At 66.0% G+C, this 19,410-nt stretch carries 18 protein-coding genes; 11 read left to right on the forward strand and 7 right to left on the reverse strand.

The genetic code is table 11. The features are described 5' to 3' along the window. The 3 genes from HR9077_RS07270 to polA all read right to left on the reverse strand — a co-directional run bounded on the left by HR9077_RS07270 (position 1) and on the right by polA (position 4,471). Entirely contained in the window at positions 1 to 981 is a 981-nt protein-coding gene (locus HR9077_RS07270; protein WP_136066347.1) for a metal ABC transporter solute-binding protein, Zn/Mn family, read from the reverse strand. Positions 982 to 1,091: 110 nt separating this feature from the next. After that, a complete protein-coding gene (gene mntR / locus HR9077_RS07275) occupies positions 1,092 to 1,550 on the reverse strand; it encodes a manganese-binding transcriptional regulator MntR (protein ID WP_136066348.1) in 459 nt (152 codons plus the stop codon). Positions 1,551 to 1,672: 122 nt separating this feature from the next. Then, complete coding sequence (polA, locus tag HR9077_RS07280; protein ID WP_136066349.1) at positions 1,673 to 4,471, reverse strand: DNA polymerase I; 2,799 nt, start codon at positions 4,469 to 4,471, stop codon at positions 1,673 to 1,675. A 208-nt stretch (positions 4,472 to 4,679) separates the two neighbouring features. Between polA and HR9077_RS07285 the strand changes: the two genes are divergently transcribed. The 3 genes from HR9077_RS07285 (at position 4,680) to speA (ending at position 8,108) form a co-directional block, all read left to right on the forward strand. Continuing rightward, complete coding sequence (locus HR9077_RS07285) at positions 4,680 to 4,979, forward strand: DUF2782 domain-containing protein (RefSeq protein WP_136066350.1); 300 nt, start codon at positions 4,680 to 4,682, stop codon at positions 4,977 to 4,979. A gap of 120 nt (positions 4,980 to 5,099) precedes the next feature. Next, positions 5,100 to 6,050, forward strand: a complete 951-nt coding sequence (locus HR9077_RS07290; RefSeq protein ID WP_136066351.1) for a homoserine kinase — start codon at positions 5,100 to 5,102, stop codon at positions 6,048 to 6,050. Positions 6,051 to 6,203: 153 nt separating this feature from the next. Next, entirely contained in the window at positions 6,204 to 8,108 is a 1,905-nt protein-coding gene (gene speA, locus HR9077_RS07295) for a biosynthetic arginine decarboxylase (RefSeq protein WP_136066352.1), read from the forward strand. Positions 8,109 to 8,332: 224 nt separating this feature from the next. Here speA and HR9077_RS07300 read toward each other — a convergent pair whose 3' ends face one another. Next, positions 8,333 to 9,013: a fumarylacetoacetate hydrolase family protein gene (locus HR9077_RS07300; RefSeq protein WP_136066353.1), complete on the reverse strand. Its 681-nt coding sequence runs from the start codon at positions 9,011 to 9,013 to the stop codon at positions 8,333 to 8,335. 134 nt (positions 9,014 to 9,147) lie between these two features. After that, positions 9,148 to 10,083, reverse strand: coding sequence for an ectoine hydroxylase (gene thpD, locus HR9077_RS07305; RefSeq protein WP_136066354.1), 936 nt, complete (start codon positions 10,081 to 10,083; stop codon positions 9,148 to 9,150). Positions 10,084 to 10,289: 206 nt separating this feature from the next. Between thpD and chrA the strand changes: the two genes are divergently transcribed. Both chrA and HR9077_RS07315 read left to right on the forward strand, forming a co-directional pair. Further along, positions 10,290 to 11,426 carry a chromate efflux transporter gene (gene chrA, locus HR9077_RS07310; RefSeq protein WP_136066355.1) on the forward strand — a complete coding sequence of 379 codons (1,137 nt, stop codon included), beginning with the start codon at positions 10,290 to 10,292 and terminating at the stop codon, positions 11,424 to 11,426. 135 nt (positions 11,427 to 11,561) lie between these two features. Next, positions 11,562 to 11,801, forward strand: coding sequence for a hypothetical protein (locus tag HR9077_RS07315; RefSeq protein WP_136066356.1), 240 nt, complete (start codon positions 11,562 to 11,564; stop codon positions 11,799 to 11,801). A 13-nt stretch (positions 11,802 to 11,814) separates the two neighbouring features. On the opposite strand, the gene rloA3 is transcribed toward HR9077_RS07315, so the two are convergent. Then, entirely contained in the window at positions 11,815 to 12,378 is a 564-nt protein-coding gene (gene rloA3 / locus HR9077_RS07320) for a retropepsin-like aspartic peptidase RloA3 (RefSeq protein WP_136066357.1), read from the reverse strand. 145 nt (positions 12,379 to 12,523) lie between these two features. Here rloA3 and HR9077_RS07325 point away from each other — a divergent pair, with 145 nt between their 5' ends. Then, complete coding sequence (locus HR9077_RS07325) at positions 12,524 to 13,369, forward strand: Crp/Fnr family transcriptional regulator (RefSeq protein WP_168380908.1); 846 nt, start codon at positions 12,524 to 12,526, stop codon at positions 13,367 to 13,369. A 30-nt stretch (positions 13,370 to 13,399) separates the two neighbouring features. On the opposite strand, the gene HR9077_RS07330 is transcribed toward HR9077_RS07325, so the two are convergent. After that, positions 13,400 to 13,987 carry a hypothetical protein gene (locus HR9077_RS07330; protein ID WP_136066359.1) on the reverse strand — a complete coding sequence of 196 codons (588 nt, stop codon included), beginning with the start codon at positions 13,985 to 13,987 and terminating at the stop codon, positions 13,400 to 13,402. A 360-nt stretch (positions 13,988 to 14,347) separates the two neighbouring features. Between HR9077_RS07330 and HR9077_RS21890 the strand changes: the two genes are divergently transcribed. The 5 genes from HR9077_RS21890 (at position 14,348) to HR9077_RS07350 (ending at position 19,359) form a co-directional block, all read left to right on the forward strand. Next, positions 14,348 to 14,491, forward strand: a complete 144-nt coding sequence (locus HR9077_RS21890) for a hypothetical protein (protein ID WP_168380909.1) — start codon at positions 14,348 to 14,350, stop codon at positions 14,489 to 14,491. Between the two features lie 141 nt (positions 14,492 to 14,632). After that, positions 14,633 to 15,940, forward strand: coding sequence for a homogentisate 1,2-dioxygenase (gene hmgA, locus HR9077_RS07335; protein ID WP_136066360.1), 1,308 nt, complete (start codon positions 14,633 to 14,635; stop codon positions 15,938 to 15,940). A gap of 34 nt (positions 15,941 to 15,974) precedes the next feature. After that, positions 15,975 to 16,994 carry a fumarylacetoacetate hydrolase family protein gene (locus HR9077_RS07340; RefSeq protein WP_136066361.1) on the forward strand — a complete coding sequence of 340 codons (1,020 nt, stop codon included), beginning with the start codon at positions 15,975 to 15,977 and terminating at the stop codon, positions 16,992 to 16,994. 12 nt (positions 16,995 to 17,006) lie between these two features. Continuing rightward, positions 17,007 to 17,648 carry a maleylacetoacetate isomerase gene (gene maiA / locus HR9077_RS07345; RefSeq protein WP_136066362.1) on the forward strand — a complete coding sequence of 214 codons (642 nt, stop codon included), beginning with the start codon at positions 17,007 to 17,009 and terminating at the stop codon, positions 17,646 to 17,648. Positions 17,649 to 18,003: 355 nt separating this feature from the next. Next, entirely contained in the window at positions 18,004 to 19,359 is a 1,356-nt protein-coding gene (locus HR9077_RS07350; RefSeq protein WP_136066363.1) for a tyrosine-type recombinase/integrase, read from the forward strand. The last annotated feature ends 51 nt before the right edge of the window (positions 19,360 to 19,410 follow it).

Consider the following 19,410-nt stretch of genomic DNA (forward strand, 5'->3'; position numbering starts at 1 on the left):
TCACGCCGCGTCTTCGTCGGGTCGCCAGCGCTCGGCCCAGTCGGCGAGCGCCTCGGGCAGGGGCGCCGGCTCGCCGCCCAGCGCCTCGACGATGTGGCGGGTGTTGGCGTGGAGCATGCCGATGTAGGTCCCTTCGGCGGTACCCGCCTCCCCCATGGCGTCGGCATAGAGCTGCGCACCGAGAGCGACGTCCTGGCCGCGCTGGCGAGCGGCATCGATCACCGCCTGCACGGTGCGCGGATTGATGGTGCTCTCGATGAACACCGCCGGCACCCGGCGCTCGACCACCACGTCGGTCATGTGGCGAATATCGGCGACGCCGGTCTCGGTCTCGGTGCTGATCCCCTGAACACCCGCCACCTCGATGGCGTAGGCACGGCCATAGTAGTTGAAGGCGTCGTGCGCGGTGACCAGGATGCGCTGATCCTCGGGAATACTGGCGATGCTCGCGGCGATCCAATCGTGCAGCGCGGCAAGCTGGGCCGCATAGCGCTCGGCGTTGTCATGCACGGCGCTCGCGCAGCCGGGGCGCTGCTCGCTCAACGCCTCGGCGACGGTGGGCACGGTCCGCGCCCAGAGATCGACCGCCATCCACACGTGGGGATCGATGCCGTAGACGTCCTGCACGGTGATCAAATCGCCGCTGTCGATCGATGCCGGCGCCAGGGCGACGGTCGGCCGGGTCTCGCCGAAGCGCTCCAGCACGTCGCCCAGCCGCCCTTCCAGCGAATAGCCCGAATAGAAAATCGCCTCGGCGCCCTGAAAGGTGCGCACGTCGCGGGCGCTGGCCTGATAGAGGTGCGGGTCGACGCCCGGGCCCATGAGCGTGGCGACGTCGACACACTCGCCACCGACATTCTCGACCACATCGGCGACCATGCCGGTGGTGGCCGTCACCTTCAACGGTGCCTCCTGCGCCAGCGTGACGCCACACCAGGCCAGCGTCAGTGCCGCCATGCCGATTCCCCGCCTGCCGTGCATCGGACGCCTCCTTCCTACGAACGTTAACTTGTATAGCATTTGCTATACCAATAAGCGAAAGTCCTCCCCGAGTCAAGATGGGAAGGGCCAGACTAGCGGAGGATGCCGGCTCAGCGATTGGCGTCTTCGTCGCGCTCCAGGAAGCGTTCGAAGGCATCCAGCGTCTCGGCGCTGACATGGTGCTCGATGCCTTCGGCATCGAGGCGTGCGGTATCGTCGGTGACCCCCAGACGACGCAGCAGCGCTTCGACGATCAGGTGTCGACGGCGACTGGCGCTGGCCAGGCGCTCCCCCGACTCGGTGAGGAACAGGCCCCGGTAGCGGCGCTTGACGATCAGCCCCTCATCGACCAGGCGGTTGAGCATCTTGGCGACCGTCGGCTGGGCCACGCCGAGATGGCGGGCGATATCGACCTGGCGGGCCTCGCCGCCGTCGCGCAGCAGATCGGAGATCAACTCGACGTAATCCTCGATCAACTCCGTGCGGCGCGCGTCGCGGGCCTTGCGAAACCCCTGCACCTGGCTCTCGGGCTCGGCCAGGGGGCGGCGGGAAGCGTGTGGAGAATTCATGGACGGTTCGCGGCTGTGGTCGTTCAAAGGAGTGAGGCATGATTGCCCATCGGGCGCGGGATTGCCAATCGCCCGGCTTGCTGGACGGGGCCGTTGCCCGGCCCCACGAATGCATGCAGTCCTCAATGCGCCTCGTCCCAGTTGGCGCCGGACTCGGCCTCGACGATCAGCGGCACCCTGAGCTCGGCGGCACTGCGCATGCGTTGCTTGACGACGCCGATGAAGTCGTCGACTTGGGACTCCTCGACCTCGAAGACCAGTTCGTCGTGGACCTGCATGACCATCCAGGCGTCGAAGGCGCTCTCGCCGTCGACCGGCGACAGCCAGCCGTCGACGTCGATCATCGCGCGCTTGATGATGTCGGCGGCGGTGCCCTGCATCGGCGCGTTGATGGCGGTGCGCTCGGCGGCCTGGCGACGCGCATGCTGGCGCGAGTTGATCTCGGGCAGGTAGAGCCGGCGGCCGAACACCGTCTCGACGAAGCCGTCGTCGGCGGCCTGGGCGCGGATGTCGTCCATGAAGCGCGCGACCCCGGGGTAGCGCTCGAAGTAGCGCTCGATGTACACCTTGGCCTGCTTGGCCTCGATGTGCAGCTGCTTGGAGAGCCCCCAGGCGCTCATGCCGTAGATAAGCCCGAAGTTGATCGCCTTGGCGCTGCGCCGCTGCTCGCCGCTGACCTTGTCCAGCGCCACGCCGAAGACCTCGGCGGCGGTGGCGGTATGAATGTCGCGCTCCTCGGCGAAGGCCTCGAGCAGCCCCTTGTCCTCGGAGAGGTGCGCCATGATGCGCAGCTCGATCTGCGAGTAGTCGGCGGCGACGATGCGATAGCCCGGCCGGGCGATGAACGCCTGGCGGATCTTGCGCCCCTCCTCGGTACGGATGGGAATGTTCTGCAGGTTGGGATCGGACGACGACAGTCGCCCGGTGGCGGTCACCGCCTGATGGTAGCTGGTATGGATGCGCCCGGTGGCCTTGTTGATCAGCTGCGGCAGCTTGTCGGTGTAGGTCGACTTGAGCTTGGTCAGCCCGCGATGCTGCATGATCACCTTGGGCAGCGGGTAGTCCAGCGCCAGCTCCTCGAGCACCGCCTCGGCGGTGGACGGGGCCCCCTTGGGGGTCTTCTTGCGCACCGGGATCTGCTGCTCGTCGAACAGAATCTCGCTGAGCTGCTTGGGCGAGCCAAGGTTGAATTCGCGACCGGCGATCTCGAAGGCATCCTTCTCGATCTCGCGGATACGCGTCTCGAGGGTCTGGCTCTGGGCGTGCAGCAGGTTCACGTCGAGCGCCACGCCGGTACGCTCCATGCGCGAGAGCACCGGGATCATCGGCCGCTCGAGGTCATCCAGCACCTCGGCGAGGCGCCCTTCGGCCTCGATGCGCGGGCGCAGCTCATGGTGCAGCCGCAGGGTGACGTCGACGTCCTCGCAGGCGTAGGGCACCGCCTGTTCGAGGGCGACCTGGTTGAAGGTCAGCTGCTTGGCGCCCTTGCCGGCGACCTCCTCGAAGCTGATGGTCTTTTCGCCCAGGTACTTGAGCGCCAGCGAGTCCATGTCGTGGCGTGTCGCGGTGGAGTTGAGCACGTAGGACTCGAGCATGGTGTCGGTCAGCGTGCCGGCCACGCGGATGCCGTAACGTGCCAGCACCGAGATGTCGTACTTGAGGTTCTGGCCGATCTTGCCCTTGGCGGGGTCTTCGAGCAGCGGCTTGAGCGCGGCGAGCACAGTGTCCCGGTCGAGCTGTGCGGGCGCGTCGATATAGTCGTGGCCGACCGGGATGTAGGCCGCCTCGCCGGGCTCGAGCGCCAGGCCGATGCCGACGATCTCGGCATCCATGTAGTTGAGGCTGTCGGTCTCGAGATCGAAGCAGAACGCCTCGACGGCGGCGAGACGCTCGAGCCAGGCGTCCAGATCGGCCCGCTCGAACAGCGTGTAATCCTCGCGGGCCGGCTTGGCCAGGGTGACATCCTCGTCGAGTTCGCTGCCGCCCGACGGAGCGCCGCCCGACGGAACGCCGCCCGCAACGTCGTCGACGCCCTCGTCGCGGCCTTCCAGCAATTCGCCGAGCCAGGCCTTGAACTCCAGCTCGCGATACAGCCGGGTCAGCGCCTCGCGGTCGGGGTGGGCGATGTCCAGATCGTCGAGACCCACCGGCAATTCGCAGTCGGTCTTGATGGTTGCCAGCTGGTACGACAGAAATGCCTGCTCGCGATTGGCCTCGAGCTTCTTGTCCAGCGTCTTGGCGCCGCGGAAGCTCAGCGTCCTGACCGCCTCGAGGTTGGCATAGACGCCGTCGAGACCACCCTCGATACCCTGCAGCAGGCCCAGCGCGGTCTTCTCGCCGACCCCGGGGACACCGGGGATGTTGTCGACCTTGTCGCCCATCAACGCCAGGAAGTCGATGATCCGCGCCGGCGGCAGGCCGAACTTGGCCTCGACGCCGGCAACGTCCAGTGTCTCGTTCTTCATGGTGTTGACCAGCGTGATGTGGGCGTTGACCAGCTGCGCCATGTCCTTGTCGCCGGTCGAGATCACCGCATCGCGGCCGGCCTCGGTGGCGTGGCGCGCCAGGGTGCCGATCACGTCGTCGGCCTCGACCCCCTCGATGCACAGCAGCGGCAGGCCGAGGGCGCGGATGCAGGCGTGCAGCGGCTCGACCTGGCTCTTCAGGTCGTCGGGCATCGGCGGGCGCTGCGCCTTGTACTGCTCGAACAGTTCGTCGCGGAAGGTCTTGCCCTTGGCGTCGAAGACTACCGCCATGGGGCTGTCCGGGTACTGCCGAACCAGGCTCTTGATCATGCTGATCACGCCCTTCACCGCGCCGGTCGGCTGGCCGATGGAGGTGGTCAGCGGCGGCAGCGCGTGAAAGGCGCGGTACAGGTAGGAGGAGCCGTCGACGAGGACGATGGGCGGCATGTCGGCCATGGGTGGGGCACCTCAGCGGAAAGCGATCGATGCGCCCATGATACGCAAGCCGCCCCGGGGCGTCAGGCATCCGGGTGGAATCGGGTGCGCGCCGGCCCGGGGCACCCCGCCAATGGACGCCGCAACCCTAAAGTCAGTGCATGCCGGGGGGCCTTGTGCATACACTAGGGGTATCGCTTAGAGGCGTTTCCCAAGCTTGGAGGTTGTCATGAAACTGTCCCGCCTGATCCCCGCCACACTGCTTGCGCTCGGCCTGCTGGCCGGCCTGGCGGCGTCGGCGCTGGCCCAGCAGAGCCCGGACGAATCGGTGTCGCCGGACATCACCGTGCGCGAGGAGGAGGACCGCACGATCCGCGAGTACCGCGTCAACGGCCAGCTCTACGCCATCGAGGTCCAGCCCGAGGCAGGGCCGTCCTATTACCTGGTCGACGACAACGGTGATGGCGACTTCCGGCGCAGCGACAACGAGCGGGTGGTACCGCCGCAGTGGGTACTGATCGCCTGGTAGACGCCTGCCGCGACAGGCCAGGCAGAGCCAGCGCCGCCGGTCGTTATCCGATGGTTGCCACTGCAAGATCGGCCATCGACTCGCTACAATAGCCCGCTTGGACACCAGGGCGAGAACACCATGGCCGTATTCACCCCGCTCGACGACGCCCAGGTCGCGAGCTTTCTCGAGCGCTTCGACGCCGGCCGGCTGATCGCCTGCGAGGGCGTCGCCAGCGGCACCGAGAATTCCACCTTCTTCGTCACCACCGACCGGCGCGAGCTGGTGCTGACGCTGTTCGAGCAGGGCGAGCACGACGAGTTGCCGTTCTTCGTCGATCTGCTCGACTACCTCGACGAGCACCGCCTGCCGGTCCCCGGGCCGCTGCACGACCGCCACGGCGTGGCGCTGCAGAGCCTCGCCGGCAAGCCGGCGCTGCTGTTCCCGCGGTTGCCCGGCCGGCACCCCGAGTCGCCCAACCTCGCCCAGTGCCGCGCGCTTGGCGATGCCCTGGGGCGCATGCACAAGGTCGGCCAGCACTTCGACGGCCACCGCCCCAACCCGCGCGACCTGAACTGGTTGCTGAGCAGTCATCATCAGGTGTACGGCTACATCACGCCGGAGGACCAGACACTGATGGGCGACGAGATCGACAGCTACCAGAGTGCCTTCGCGGATCCCGATGCGCTGCCCCGGGGCGCCATCCATGGCGATCTGTTCCGCGACAACACGCTGTTCGACGGCGACACCCTGGGCGGGATCATCGATTTCTACAACGGCTGCAGCGGCGAGTTGCTGTTCGACCTGGCGATCGTCGTCAACGACTGGGCCAGCGATGCCGATGGCAGCCTCAACCGTGATCGCCACGATGCCCTGCTCGGGGCCTACCTGGAGCGCCGTCCGCTGAGCGATGCGGAGCGCACGCTATGGCCGATGATGCTGCGCATGACCGCGCTTCGCTACTGGCTGTCGCGGCTGCTGGTGGTCTACGTCGATCCGCCGGCCCATGAACTGACGCCCCACGATCCGGAGCGCTTTCGGACCATCCTCAAGGCACGCATCGCCGCGGGCGCCTTGCCCCTGCCGTCGTGAGCGCTGCTATGCTCCACGGCACATCGTCGGACGCCCACTCGCCACGCTGACAGCCCCGCCCGGTATCGGCATAATGCGCCACCGCCGGGCCAGGCGCACCAGCGCCGCCTCTATCCACGGCGACCCGTTCAGGCTCTTCAGGGAGACCGCTACATGACCGCATCCGCCGCACAGGCACGCCGCACCTACAATATCGACCAGTGGGGCAGCGGCTATTTCGACGTCGATGACCATGGCCACGCCATGGTCCGGCCTCTGGGCAACGAGGTCGAAGGCCCAGCGCTGCCGCTCGACGCGCTGGTCGACCAACTGCGCGAGGCCGGCCTGCGCCTGCCGGTGCTGGTGCGCTTTACCGATATTCTCCACGACCGCGTGGAGCAGCTCTGCGCGGCCTTCGACACGGCGATGCGCGAGGAATCCTTCCAGGGCGGCTACACCGCGGTCTACCCGATCAAGGTCAACCAGCAGCGCCGGGTGGTCGAGGAGATCCTCGCCACCCAGGAACGCGGCCACGGTCGCGTCGGCCTCGAGGCCGGCAGCAAGCCCGAGCTTCTGGCGGTGCTGGCGCTGTCCACCGACAGCTCGTCGCTGATCGTCTGCAACGGCTACAAGGACCGCGAGTACGTGCGCCTGGCGCTGATGGGCGAGAAGCTCGGCCACCGGGTCTATCTGGTGGTGGAGAAATTCTCCGAACTCAACCTGATCCTCGAGGAGGCCGAGCGCCTCGGCGTGACCCCGCGCATCGGCCTGCGCGCGCGACTGGCCTCGGTGGGCAAGGGCAAGTGGCAGGACTCAGGCGGCGAGAAGTCCAAATTCGGCCTCACCGCAACGCAGATCCTCGGCGTGGTCGAGCGCCTGCGCGACGCCGATGCCCTGGCCAGCCTGCAACTGGTGCATTTCCACCTCGGTTCGCAGATCGCCAACATCCGCGATATCCAGCGCGGCCTGCGCGAGTGCGCGCGCTTCTACCAGAGCCTGCGCGAGATGGGCGCGCCGGTGGATACCGTCGATGTCGGCGGCGGCCTGGGGATCGATTACGAGGGCACCCGCTCGCGCAGCTTCTGTTCGATCAACTATTCGATGCGCGAGTACGCCAGCAACGTGGTGTGGGCGTTCCGCCAGGCCTGCGAGGCCGCCGAGCTGCCCCATCCGCACCTGATCTCGGAATCCGGCCGTGCACTGACGGCGCATCATGCGGTGCTGATCACCAACGTCATCGACGAGGAGCGCATCGGCGAGAGCGCGCCCGCCCGTCGCCGCGCCGAGGACGACCCGCAGGTCGACGAACTGTGGCGCGTCTACGACCGGCTCGCAGGCATGCGCGAGCCGCGCGGCCAGGTCGAGGCGTATCACGACCTGGTCCAGGCCATCGGCGAGTTGCAGGAGCGTTTCGTGATGGGCATGGCCGATCTCGACGCCCGCGCCGAGGGCGAGGCGGTGTATTTTGCCGCCTGCCAGCGCCTGCGCTCGCGCCTCGACACCCGCAACCGTGCCCACCGCGAGATCGCCGACGAACTGGGCGAAAAGCTCGCCGACAAGCTGTTCGTCAACTTCTCGCTGTTCCAGTCGCTGCCCGACGTATGGGGCATCAAGCAGGTCTTTCCGGTGCTGCCGCTGACCGGGCTCGACCGCGAGCCGACCCGCCGCGGAGTGATTCAGGACATCACCTGCGACAGCGACGGGCGCATCGATCGCTACGTCGATGGCCAGGGCCTGGAGAGCACCCTGCCGCTGCCCGAATGGGACGATCACGACGACAAGCTGCTGGGACTGTTCCTGGTCGGCGCCTACCAGGAGATCCTCGGCGATCTGCACAACCTGTTCGGCGACACCGACTCCGTCGATGCCGCGCTCGACGCCGACGGCCGGTGGCGGCTGTCGAGCCTGCAGCACGGCGACCGTGTCGCCGATGTGCTGCGCTACGTCAACTTCGATGCCGAGGTGCTGCGCGAGCGACTCGATGCCCAGCTCGCCGCCAGCCAACTCGACGCCGACGAACGGGCGCACTTCATGGACGATCTGGCCGCCGGACTCGAGGGCTATACCTATCTCGAGTAAGCGCCGAGAGAACGCGACCTCGACCCACCGCCTGGCCGGGAAGCGCTGAACGAATGGCCGAGCGGGATGACGCGGGCGTCGCCACGCCGCAAGGCGCCCGGAGCACAGGGGCCGCAACCTGTGGGGTCATAGACGAGGACGCCGACGATCTAACGCTTCGGCACCGCGCAACGCAGCGATTCGTCGGGGACGCCGAGTCCGCGCGGGCCTTCGTGCAATGTTTGCTAATCGGCGGTGCGGGTGATCGCCTCGACCGCGCCGTGGCTGGCACCGGCGGCCAGCACCAGGCTGATTTCGGCCCCCCGGGGCAGGACGCCCACGCCCGCCGGCGTGCCGGTGAGCACCACATCGCCGGGCATCAGCGTGAAGTGACGGCTCATTTCGGCCAGCAGTTCCGGGATCGCGAACAGCATGTCGGCGCTGTTGCCGGTCTGGCGCCGCTCGTCGTCGATGTCCAGCGTGAAGTGCAGCGCCTGCCAGTCGGGCTCGCCCTCGAGCGGGGCGAACGGCGTCAGCGGACAGGCACCGTCGAAGGCCTTGGCGATCTCCCAGGGGTGGCCCTTGTCCTTGAGCGTGGCCTGCACGTCGCGCAGGGTCAGATCCAGCGCCAGCCCCAGCCCGGCGACGGCCCGCTGCGCCGCCTGCGGCGTGGCACCGGTCAGCGGCATGCCGATCAGCAGCGCCAGCTCCGCCTCGAAGTGCACCTCGCCGCGCTCGAACTGCGCTTTTAGCGGCTCGTCGATATCCACGGCGCTACTCGCCGGCTTGATGAACAGAAGCGGCGCGCCGGGCACCGGGTTGTCGAGCTCGCGGGCATGTTCGGCGTAGTTGCGGCCGACGCAGACGATCTTGCCCAGCGCCTGGCTGAAGGCCTGGCCATTGGTGAAGCGGGGGACGAACGACATGGCGACTCCGTGAATTCGCTGAGGGAACGCCGAGTCTACCCCAGCCACGCCGGCACACTAAACAAGCGCCGACAGTCAGCCGGCCCCTGAATCAGGGGCCGTGCAGGCGAACGCAGCGTCCGCGAGGCCGCGCCTCAATCAGGAAGCCAATGCTCGCCCGGGCGATGGGCCAGGAATGCCGGGCGCGGACGACGCGCAGCGTACGGCTCGACACAGGCGTTGTCACGGCGGTTGTAGACGAAGAACGCGTTGCTGCGCGGATCGGGAGACATGTTGGCGTTGGAGCCGTGCAGGGTGTTGCAGTCGAACAGCAGCAGGCCGCCGGCCGCGCCGGTGGGCGCCTCGATGCCATTGGCCTCGACCAGCCGCTCGAGCGCGTCGTGACCGGGCACGCCGAACGCCTGACTCTTCAACGATTGCTTGTGATGGTCATCCGGGGTCTCGCCGAGACACGGCACGAACACCTTGTGCGAGCCGGGGATCAGCATCAGCGGGCCGTTGAAGTGATGGTTGTCGGTAAGCACCAGCGAGGCGCTTACCGCGTGCATCGCCGGCATGCCGTCCTCGGCGTGCCAAGTCTCGAAATCCGAATGCCAGTTGAAGCCCTTGCCGTGGAAGCCCGGCTTGTAGTTGATCCGAGACTGGTGGACGTAGGCGTCGCCGCCGAGGATCTGCCGCACGCAGCCGGTCAGGCGCTCGTCGTCGGCGAGCCGGGCGAAGCGTCGCGAGAGAAAGTGCACCGCGAACAGCGAGCGGATTTCCTGGCTGTCGGGTTCGGTGATGCTGAAGTCCTTGCCGCGGTAGGCATCGTTGTCGAGCAGTGCCTTGAGCTCTTCGCGCAGCTCGGCGACCTCGTCGGCGGCGATGAACCCCGGTAGGAAGACGAAGCCGTCACGCTCGAAACGCTCGAGCTGCGCCTCGCTCAGCGGGCCGTCGTCGGCGCGACCCTTGACCACCGCTTCCTGGCGCCGGATCCACGGTTCGGACGGCAGCGTGGCCAGCCGTGTGGGGTAGTTGTCGCGGGTAGACGCCGGGGCGGCGCTGGGTCGGGATGCGGTCTGTACTGACATCCAATCACCTCCAATACGTCCGTGATCAGGTTCAGGTCCAGTCCAGAGACATCATCGATGGGGGTGTCTCCTGGCTCCTTCGATGCAGCTAGGCGAGACGTATCCTAGAAGATTTAACATAACTTGCAACCACCTCGATCGCCGACCGTAACATGATCGACAGAAGCACCGACTAGGCTGGAAAGACGTCCGACCGGGGGAATAGCATGCCGCTTGCCATCTTTCTCGATTTCCTGAAGCTGGGCTGTGTCAGCTTCGGCGGGCCGATCGCCCACCTGGGGTATTTCCACCGCCGCCATGTCATCGAGCGCGCGACGCTCGACGAACGCGACTATGCCGAATTGCTGGCGCTGTGCCAGTTCCTGCCGGGCCCGGCCAGCTCGCAGATGAGCATGGCGATCGGCTATCGGCAGCACGGCGTGGCCGGCAGCCTGGCGGCCTTCGCCGGCTTCACCCTGCCCTCGGCGCTGTTGATGCTGGCCGCCGGGTTGTGGCTGACCGATGCACCGGACAACGCCATGCTGGCCAGCGCATTGCACGGGCTGAAGCTGCTCGCCGTGGCGGTGGTCGCCGAGGCCGTGCTGACCCTGCAGTCGCGCTGCTGCCCGGATACCGCGCGCCGGGTGCTGGCGCTGCTGGCGGCGATCGCCGTGTGGCTGATGCCGGGCACCGCGACCCAGGTCGTGGCGCTACTCGGTGCGGCGCTGCTGGGCGCCCTGTCGGCTGATGGCGGGCGGCGAACCGGCACGGCGCCGGCCGGCGACCAGCGCCATCACCGCTGGGCCTGGATCGCGTTTGCAGCGCTTTGGCTGGGAGTATGGCTGGCGCCCGGCATGGCGGTCTTCGACACCTTCTACCGGGTCGGCTCGCTGGTCTTCGGCGGCGGCCATGTGGTGCTGCCGCTGCTCGGCGCCGAACCGCTGATCCGCACGGGCATGGACGAAGCGACCTTCCTGGCCGGCTACAGCCTGGCGCAAGCGGTGCCGGGGCCGATGTTCAGCTTCGCCGGTTACCTGGGCAGCGCGCTCGATGGCTCGTTGCTCGATGGGCTGGTGGCCCTGGCGGCGATCTTTCTGCCCGGCTGGTTGCTGCTGCTGGCGGTATTGCCGCTGTGGTCACGCCTGCGCGACAGACCACGCCTGGCCAACGCCATGGCCTGGGTGACCGCGGCGACCGTCGGTTTGCTGCTGGCGGCACTCTACGACCCGGTATTCAGCTCCAGCGTCGCCGGCCCCGCCGACATGGCAGCCGTGGTGGCGCTGTGGGGCCTGCTGAAACTGACGCCATTGCCGGTATGGGCAGTCGTGCTGGTCGCCGGATCGGGCGGGGCATTATGGGGCTGAGCACTATTGACCGCCCCGGGCATAGGCATACGCCTTCTGGCACGATGCCTCATCCCGACCGACCCGGGCCCGACGGGTTGAGCTATTGGCATGTTGAGCTATACAGGGGGAAGGAACACGCCACAAGGAGGTAGCATGACCCATACCGCACGCGTAGAGCCCATCACCCGGCACCGGGAAGACGCCACGATGCTGGCCGGCTGGCGTGTCGTCGACGTTACCGACCCCGACGCCCCGGTCGAGGTATCGCGCCACGACAACGAGCCCGAGGCCATCGAGGCGGCACGCGACTTCGAGCGGCAAACGGCCCGCGAGCCCGGCTCTGCCAGGGATGACGACCAGGATTACGATGCCGGCGAGACGCCGACTCGCTAGCGATCAAGTGGCTTCAGGCGCCGATGTCCTCGTCACTGCGCTGCTCGTCATGGGCCTTGAAGGGGGCGTCGTCGCCACAGCCCGGCTGATGGATGAAGGTACGCGTAACGTCGAGCATGCCCAGGTGCTGGATGGTGCGTCGCCCCAGCAGCAGGGGATAGAGCATGTCGCTGCGGTCGTTGAGGCTGACTTGCTCCTCATGGATGGTATCGCCCAGGCATAGCTTCATCAGCACCACGGCACGACGCTCCTCGCCGCCGGCACCACGAACGATCAGGTTGCGGAACACCGGGCGCTCGATCTCGCGGGAAAACCGCTCGCCACTGTCCTCGCCCACCACGTCGAGGGTGAAGCGCACCCACTCTTCGCCATCCTGCTGATAGCGCTCGAGGTGCTCGGCGTGCATCGACGACGTCAGGGCCCCGCTATCCAGCTTGGCCTTGACTTCGACGCCCCAAGGCTCGATCTCGGCCTTTTCTACCCAGCCATAGACGCTTTCGGCCATCACCGGCCGGGCCCCCATCGCCACGCCTATCGCAGCGGCCACTCCGACCATTTTGCGGAACCGTCTCTGCATATCGCCCTCTCCTCGTGCAGCGTCGTCCCTGCCTGGATGAAGCTATTAAATGACGACATTCTGATAAAAATAAACCTACGTTATCGCACCATTCTACCAGCCATGGTTTCTTTGTCTTTTCAAGATCTTGCCGTTGGAGACATGCGTGCGGAACGCAACCAACCCCATGTTGAAGCGCTTGAGCGCCCTGGTTTCGCTGACCGATGTGGATGTCGAGTTGCTCGAAGGCCTGGCTTTCGAGATGCGCGAAGTCAGCGCTGGCGAGTGGCTGTGGCATGAAGGCGACAGCGCCGACTCGCTGCTGGTCGTCAGCGAGGGCTGGGGGTGCTCGGCACGCTATCTGAGCGACGGCAGCCGGCAGTTGCTGGCCACCTACCTGCCCGGCGACATTCTGGGCATCTTCGAACTGTTGAGTGGCGTCCGCCGCAACGACGTGTCGATGCTTACCGATGGCCGGGTCTGCGAGTATCCCCATTCGAGCGTATTCACCCTGCTGGCCGCTTCGAACCGCGTTAGGTCGGCGCTGTTCGTGATCGCCAACCAGCAGCAGGCGATACTCGCCGAGCGCCTGGTCAGCGTGGCACGCCGCAATGCCCGCGAGAGTCTGGCGCACTTTCTCTGCGAATGCCGCGAGCGCCTGCTGGAATTCCTTCCCGACGATGTCGACGGCTTTCAGTTGCCGCTCTCGCAACAGGACCTCGCCGATGCACTCGGCATGAGTACCGTGCACATCAGTCGCACCTTTTCGGCGCTGGCCTGCCAGGGGCTGGTGCGACGCCACCATTTCCACATGGTGATCCTCGATCCGCAGCGCCTGGCCGAGATGGCCGACTTCGACGACCACTACCTGAATTGCGACAAACGGATCCTGGCCACGAACAAGCCAGTCCCCTTCACCGAACCATCTGCCGCCGAATGGCTGCCTTCAACGGATTACGTGCCCAAAGGCCCCCACGTTGCAGAAGGCGACGAACCGACGGCCTCCAGCTAGCGCATTGCACGCCAGGCAAAGCCCCCGTTCTCAGGCCAGTTCACCAAACCAGTTCCGGATCCGGTGTTGATGCCAGCGCCGCGAAAAGCGGCCGGTATTCACACTGGCGGGTATCAACACGGCACTTTGTTGTCGTGGCACGATAGCGAAGCGCCGATACACGCCCAGCGGGTATTTCTCATTGCCGTAAATCGCCACGGCCCGGATTTCCACCGACTCGACGCTGCGCCAGCTATCGAATGAGTGACCGTGCTCCGCGAGGGTATGACGGATCAGCGCGTCAAAACCCGAGAACCGATAGAAGTGCCTCGGCGGGACCGGCCCCTGGAAACTGAAGTGGCTCTCCTCGTCGCCCTGTTGTTCGGGAGCGAGATCGGTGACTTCACTGGACAGCCACCGCCCGTCTTTCTCCAGCGCGCAGAACACCGCCGAGAGATAGACCGCCTCGTAGCTCATGTTGCTGATCAGACAGGGTGCCTCGATGTCGGCGCTGTAAGCCCGGTTGATGATCAACCGTGGCCGCCGCTGGCGGCGAAAGACCCGGAACGCCTGGACGCCCAGGAACAGCAGGACAACGTTGGTGGCCAATGCCGTGGCCATATTGAGGATCTCGATCATCATCTACCCCTGGATCGATCCGCCGCCCGATGGCGGCGAGTTGCGAGACTGAACCCATGACTGCGCCTGCGCTGGAAAAGTAAAAGCCCGGCCTGCAAAAGCAGGCCGGGCTTCAACCAGCGATGGGTATCCTTATCGCGCCAAGCGGATATCCTATCCGCACATCCATGGTACCCGCCGAGCTTTCCATGCTCGTTCTTCCTTGCAAGCGATCCTTGCTCTGCATCGACACCACAGTGTCACGTCTTGGCGGCGCAAAACTTAACGCACGTTATCGAACTGGGAATTTAGCAAACGAACGGCCCGCACTGCCGACGCTGAAAGGGCCGTGTCCGGGTAACGAGTAGCAGAGTCCGGAGCGTGGCCTGCCCGCTCTCGGGCAGCGCCTCGCGCTCGGGTTTCGAGGGCAGCATCGGCGTGGTCGCGCTGGACGACCTGGATGCACAAGCGGCCGCCAGCGCGGTGAAGGCATGCGCGCACCAACTCGCCGACCTGTTGGTATGAGCCGTCAGCGCCGCTGACGACGACCCACCGCGTCACGCTTGACGCCGTCATTGGCAAGCTCCTAGCATCACTATGAAGTTTCAAATGAAACTAAATGATGGCGTGGTCGTGTCTTGCCCGTGTCGATGACGAGGAATGCTCATGAACAACAAACCGGAATACTTAAGCGGGTTCCGCAACCATCATGCCAGCGAGGCCCTGCCCGGGGCGCTGCCGGAGGGCCAGAACTCGCCCCAGCGCTGCCCCTACGGGCTGTATGCCGAACAACTCACCGGCTCGGCGTTCACCGCACCGCGCAGTCACAACCTGCGCAGCTGGTTGTATCGCATCCGCCCCTCGGTGGCGCAGAGCGCCTATCGTCCGCTCGAGGCGGGTCAATGGGACACGGCACCACCGCGCGAGCCGGCCGCCGATCCCAACCAGATGCGCTGGGATCCACGCCCGTTGCCCGATGCGCCCACCGACTTCATCGACGGGCTGATGACGATCGCCGTCAATGGCGACGCCACGGCACAGGCCGGCTGCGGCGTGCACGTCTACGCCTTCAACCGCGACATGACCGAGCGCTTCTGCTACGACGCCGACGGCGAGCTGCTGATCGTGCCCCAGCAGGGCACCCTCTCCCTGCGGACCGAGCTGGGCGTGCTGGAGGTGGATTCGGGTGAGATCGCCGTCATCCCGCGCGGGATCAAGTTCCAGGTCCGGCTCGCCGGCGGTGCCGATGCGGCCCGCGGTTATGTCTGCGAGAACTACGCCAGCCCCTTCGAGCTGCCCGGCCTGGGGCCGATCGGCGCCAACGGGCTGGCCAACCCGCGTGACTTCCTGAGCCCGGTGGCCCGCTACGAGGACGTGACCGGCGAGTTCGAGCTCATCGCCAAGTTCTCGGGCCGGCTGTGGGCAACCCGGCTCGACCATTCGCCGCTGGACGTGGTGGCCTGGCACGGCAATTACGCGCCCTACAAGTACGACCTGGCGCGCTTCAACACCATCAACACGGTCAGCTTCGACCATCCCGATCCGTCGATCTTCACCGTGCTGACCTCGGCCTCCGACACGCCGGGAATGGCCAACATCGACTTCGTGATCTTCCCGCCGCGCTGGATGGTCGCCGAGCACACCTTCCGTCCGCCCTATTTCCATCGCAATTTGATGAGCGAGTTCATGGGCCTGATCCACGGCGAGTACGACGCCAAGGCGGAAGGCTTCCTGCCCGGCGGGGCCAGCCTGCACAACAGCATGTCGCCCCACGGCCCCGACGCGGAGACCTTCGAGAAGGCGACGACCGCCGAGCTGGCCCCGCAGCGCCTGAGCGACACCCTGGCCTTCATGTTCGAAAGCCGCTACGTGTACCAGCCGACCCCGGCCGCCCTGGACGCCGACTTCCGCCAGCGCGACTACGTCGATGTCTGGGCGGGGCTGCGCTCGCACTTCACCCCCGACCAGCGCTGATGACCGATCTTCCGATTACAACAAGGACGAATCAATGAAACTCGCCACACTCAACCAGGGTCGCGACGGCCAGCTGATCGTGGTCTCCCGCGACCTGACCCGCGCCGTGCGCGTGCCGCAGATCGCCGCCACCCTGCAGCAGGCCATCGAGGCATGGGAAACCCTCGCCCCGCGCCTCGAGACGGTCTATGCCGAACTCAACGACGGCCAGGCCACCGACGCCGTCGCCCTCGACATGGCGGCGCTGCACTCGCCGCTGCCGCGGACCTACCAATGGGCCGACGGTTCGGCCTACCTGAATCACGTCCAGCTGGTACGCCAGGCGCGCGGCGCCGAGATGCCCGAGACGTTCTGGAGCGACCCGCTGATGTACCAGGGCGGCGGCGACCGTTTCCTGGCGCCGACCGCGGATATCGAGGCGGTCAGCGAGGAGCACGGCATCGATCTGGAGGGTGAGCTCGCGGTGATCGTCGACGACGTGCCGATGGCGGTCTCGCCCGAGCGGGCCGCCGAGCACATCAAGCTCGTCATGCTGGTCAACGACGTCAGCCTGCGCGGGCTGATTCCCGGCGAGCTGGCCAAGGGCTTCGGCTTCTTCCAGTCCAAGCCGGCATCAAGCTTCTCGCCGATCGCCGTGACCCCCGACGAGCTGGGCGACGCCTGGCGCGACGGCCGGGTCCACCTGCCGCTGACCGTGCATCTCAACGGCGAGAAATTCGGCGAGCCCGAGGCCGGCCCCGACATGATCTTCGGCTTTCCGCAACTGGTCGCCCACGCCGCCAGGACGCGCCAGCTGGGCGCCGGGGCGATCATCGGCTCGGGCACCGTCTCCAATCCCGGCGCCGACGGCGGCCCCGGCAAGCCCGTCGCCGATGGCGGGGTCGGCTACAGCTGCCTGGCCGAGGTACGCATGGTCGAAAAGATCCTGCATGGTGAGATCAAGACGCCCTTCCTGCGCTTCGGCGACCGGGTGCGTATCGAGATGTTCGACCGCCAGGGCGACAGCATCTTCGGCGCCATCGACCAGCGGGTCGTCCAGCGCCCGGCGCAGTGAGCGGAGGGCCCGATGAAACTCTACGGTTACTTTCGCTCCTCGGCGGCCTACCGGGTACGCATCGCGCTCAATCTCAAGGGGCTCGACTACGCCCTGGTCGCGGTCAACCTGGTCGACGGCGAACAGCACGGCGGGGACAACCTCGCCCGCAACCCCCAGGGCCTGGTGCCGACGCTCGAGACCGATAATGGCACGCTGTTGGCCCAGTCGCTGGCGATCTGCGAGTACCTCGACGAGCATCACCCCGAGCCACCGCTGCTGCCCGCGGACACCGAGGCGCGCGCCCGGGTACGCGCACTGGCCCAGGCGATCGCCTGCGAGATCCACCCGCTCAACAACCTCAGGGTGCTCGAGTACCTGACCGGTGAGCTGGGTCTCGACGAGACCGCCAAGCATGGCTGGTACCGGCACTGGATTAGCGAGGGCTTCGAGGCGCTGGAGGCACTGCTCGCGGACTCCCCGGCCACCGGCGCGTTCTGCCACGGCGACACGCCAACCCTGGCCGATGCCTGCCTGGTGCCGCAGGTCTTCAACGCCCGGCGCTTCGAGTGCGACCTGAGCGCCTACCCCACGCTCCGGCGCATCGCCGCGCACTGCGACACGCTGGATGCCTTCCAGCGCGCCGCCCCCGCCGCCCAGCCGGATGCCAGTTGAGGTTACTGGCGGATCCTCGAAAAGGTGCTACAGGGACGCACTCGTCCGTGCAGGACGCCTCTGAATGACGACCCTCGGGCCTGGCTTACGAGAAGTGATTTCAGGGGGAAGGTCTAACTGGTGCCGGCGAGTGGATTCGAACCACCGACCTACGCATTACGAATTTTTTGTTCCGTAATTTTACACTAGCCCATGGGCTTTGCTAGAGGTCTATAACCGTCTATTATTTCAGGGATTTCCCGACTCTTGAGTTTGCTGGGCATCCACGCGAATAAATCGAATTTGCTGCCATTCCTATACCCGGCATATACCCAAGCGGAACCACTCACTCTTTCCCTGCCCCGGAGGCTCCGCCATGCCACGTATCAACTTCACGAAGAAGGCTATTGATAGCCTTCCTATTCCGCCCGATGGCAGGCGAGCAACCTACACCGACAACAAGGTCCAGGGGCTTGAGTTGCGGGTGACCTCCAAGGGCACCAAGACGTTCAGCTGCCAACGATGGATCAAGGCCACTGGTCGACCGGAGCGAGTGACCTTGGGTCGCTACCCCGGGATGACCATAGAGCAGGCACGAAAGCACGCCCTCCAGGTGAGCAGTGCTATCGCTGATGGAAATAATCCCGCCGAGGTACAACGGCAGCTCAGAGGGGAACCCACTTTCGAGGACTTGTTCGCCGACTACATGAAGCGACACTCGATACCCAGGAAGCGGACATGGAGAGAGGACCAACGCAACTATGACCGTCACCTGGCGCCTACTCTGGGTCGCCGGAAGCTATCCAGCCTGGCCCGGAAGGATTTTGCCCAAGTGCATAGCGCGATCAGCAAAACGGCCCCGGCGCATGCCAACAAGGTTCTCGCTCTATGTTCTGTCGTTTTCAGCTGGGCGATCGGCGCGGGGGTGTGGGACGGGCAGAATCCGGCAGCCAGTATCAAGAAAAACCAAGTGAGGAGCCGGGACCGGTTTCTTCAGCATCATGAACTCCCCCGGTTCTTCCAATCTCTGGCGGCCGAACCATCCGACACCGCGCGGGATTTCTTCTTGGCCTGTCTGCTGACCGGCGCCCGGCGCGCCAATGTGCTGGCCATGCGCTGGGACCAGCTCGACCTGGGCGAAGGAGTCTGGCGAATTCCTGACACAAAGAACGGAGAGCCTCAGCTGGTTACCCTGGCCAGCCAGTTGGTGAGCGTTCTCGAAGGGCGGTGGCAATCTGCCAGTAGCCCTTGGGTCTTCCCCGGTTCCGGCAAGACCGGGCACTACCAGGAACCTCGAAAAGGGTGGGAGCGCATCCTGGCAAGGGCACAGGCACTGGGAATCGTAAAGGCACTGGCTACCGCCGAAGCTTGGGAGGACAGCTTGGTCAATGAAGCGGCAGAACTAGCCTTGACCCGTCCCCACCATGTTCAGCAGCGCTACACCGTCGAGATCGAACGCCATGGCCTCGATCCTGAGTCATTCGCCCTTGCCAACCTGAGAATCCATGACCTCCGCCGCACACTGGGCAGTTGGCAAGCCAGGCATGGGGCGTCCCTGGCGATCATCGGGAAGTCGCTCAACCACAAGAGCGTCCAGTCCACAGCCATATACGCTCGTCTGGATATCGACCCAGTACGAGATAGCGTGACGAGAGCGGTGGATAATCTATTGGCAGCAGGTGGGCTTTCAGAGCTGGGCGAAGTGGTCCCCTTCGACCGTAGTAGATCGTGACTCGATGAGCTGTTTTCCGGGTCCCGTGCAAAACATCGTGTCCATTGTGTC

It is taken from the genome of Modicisalibacter radicis, from assembly GCF_900961225.1.
Classification (GTDB): Bacteria; Pseudomonadota; Gammaproteobacteria; order Pseudomonadales; family Halomonadaceae; genus Modicisalibacter.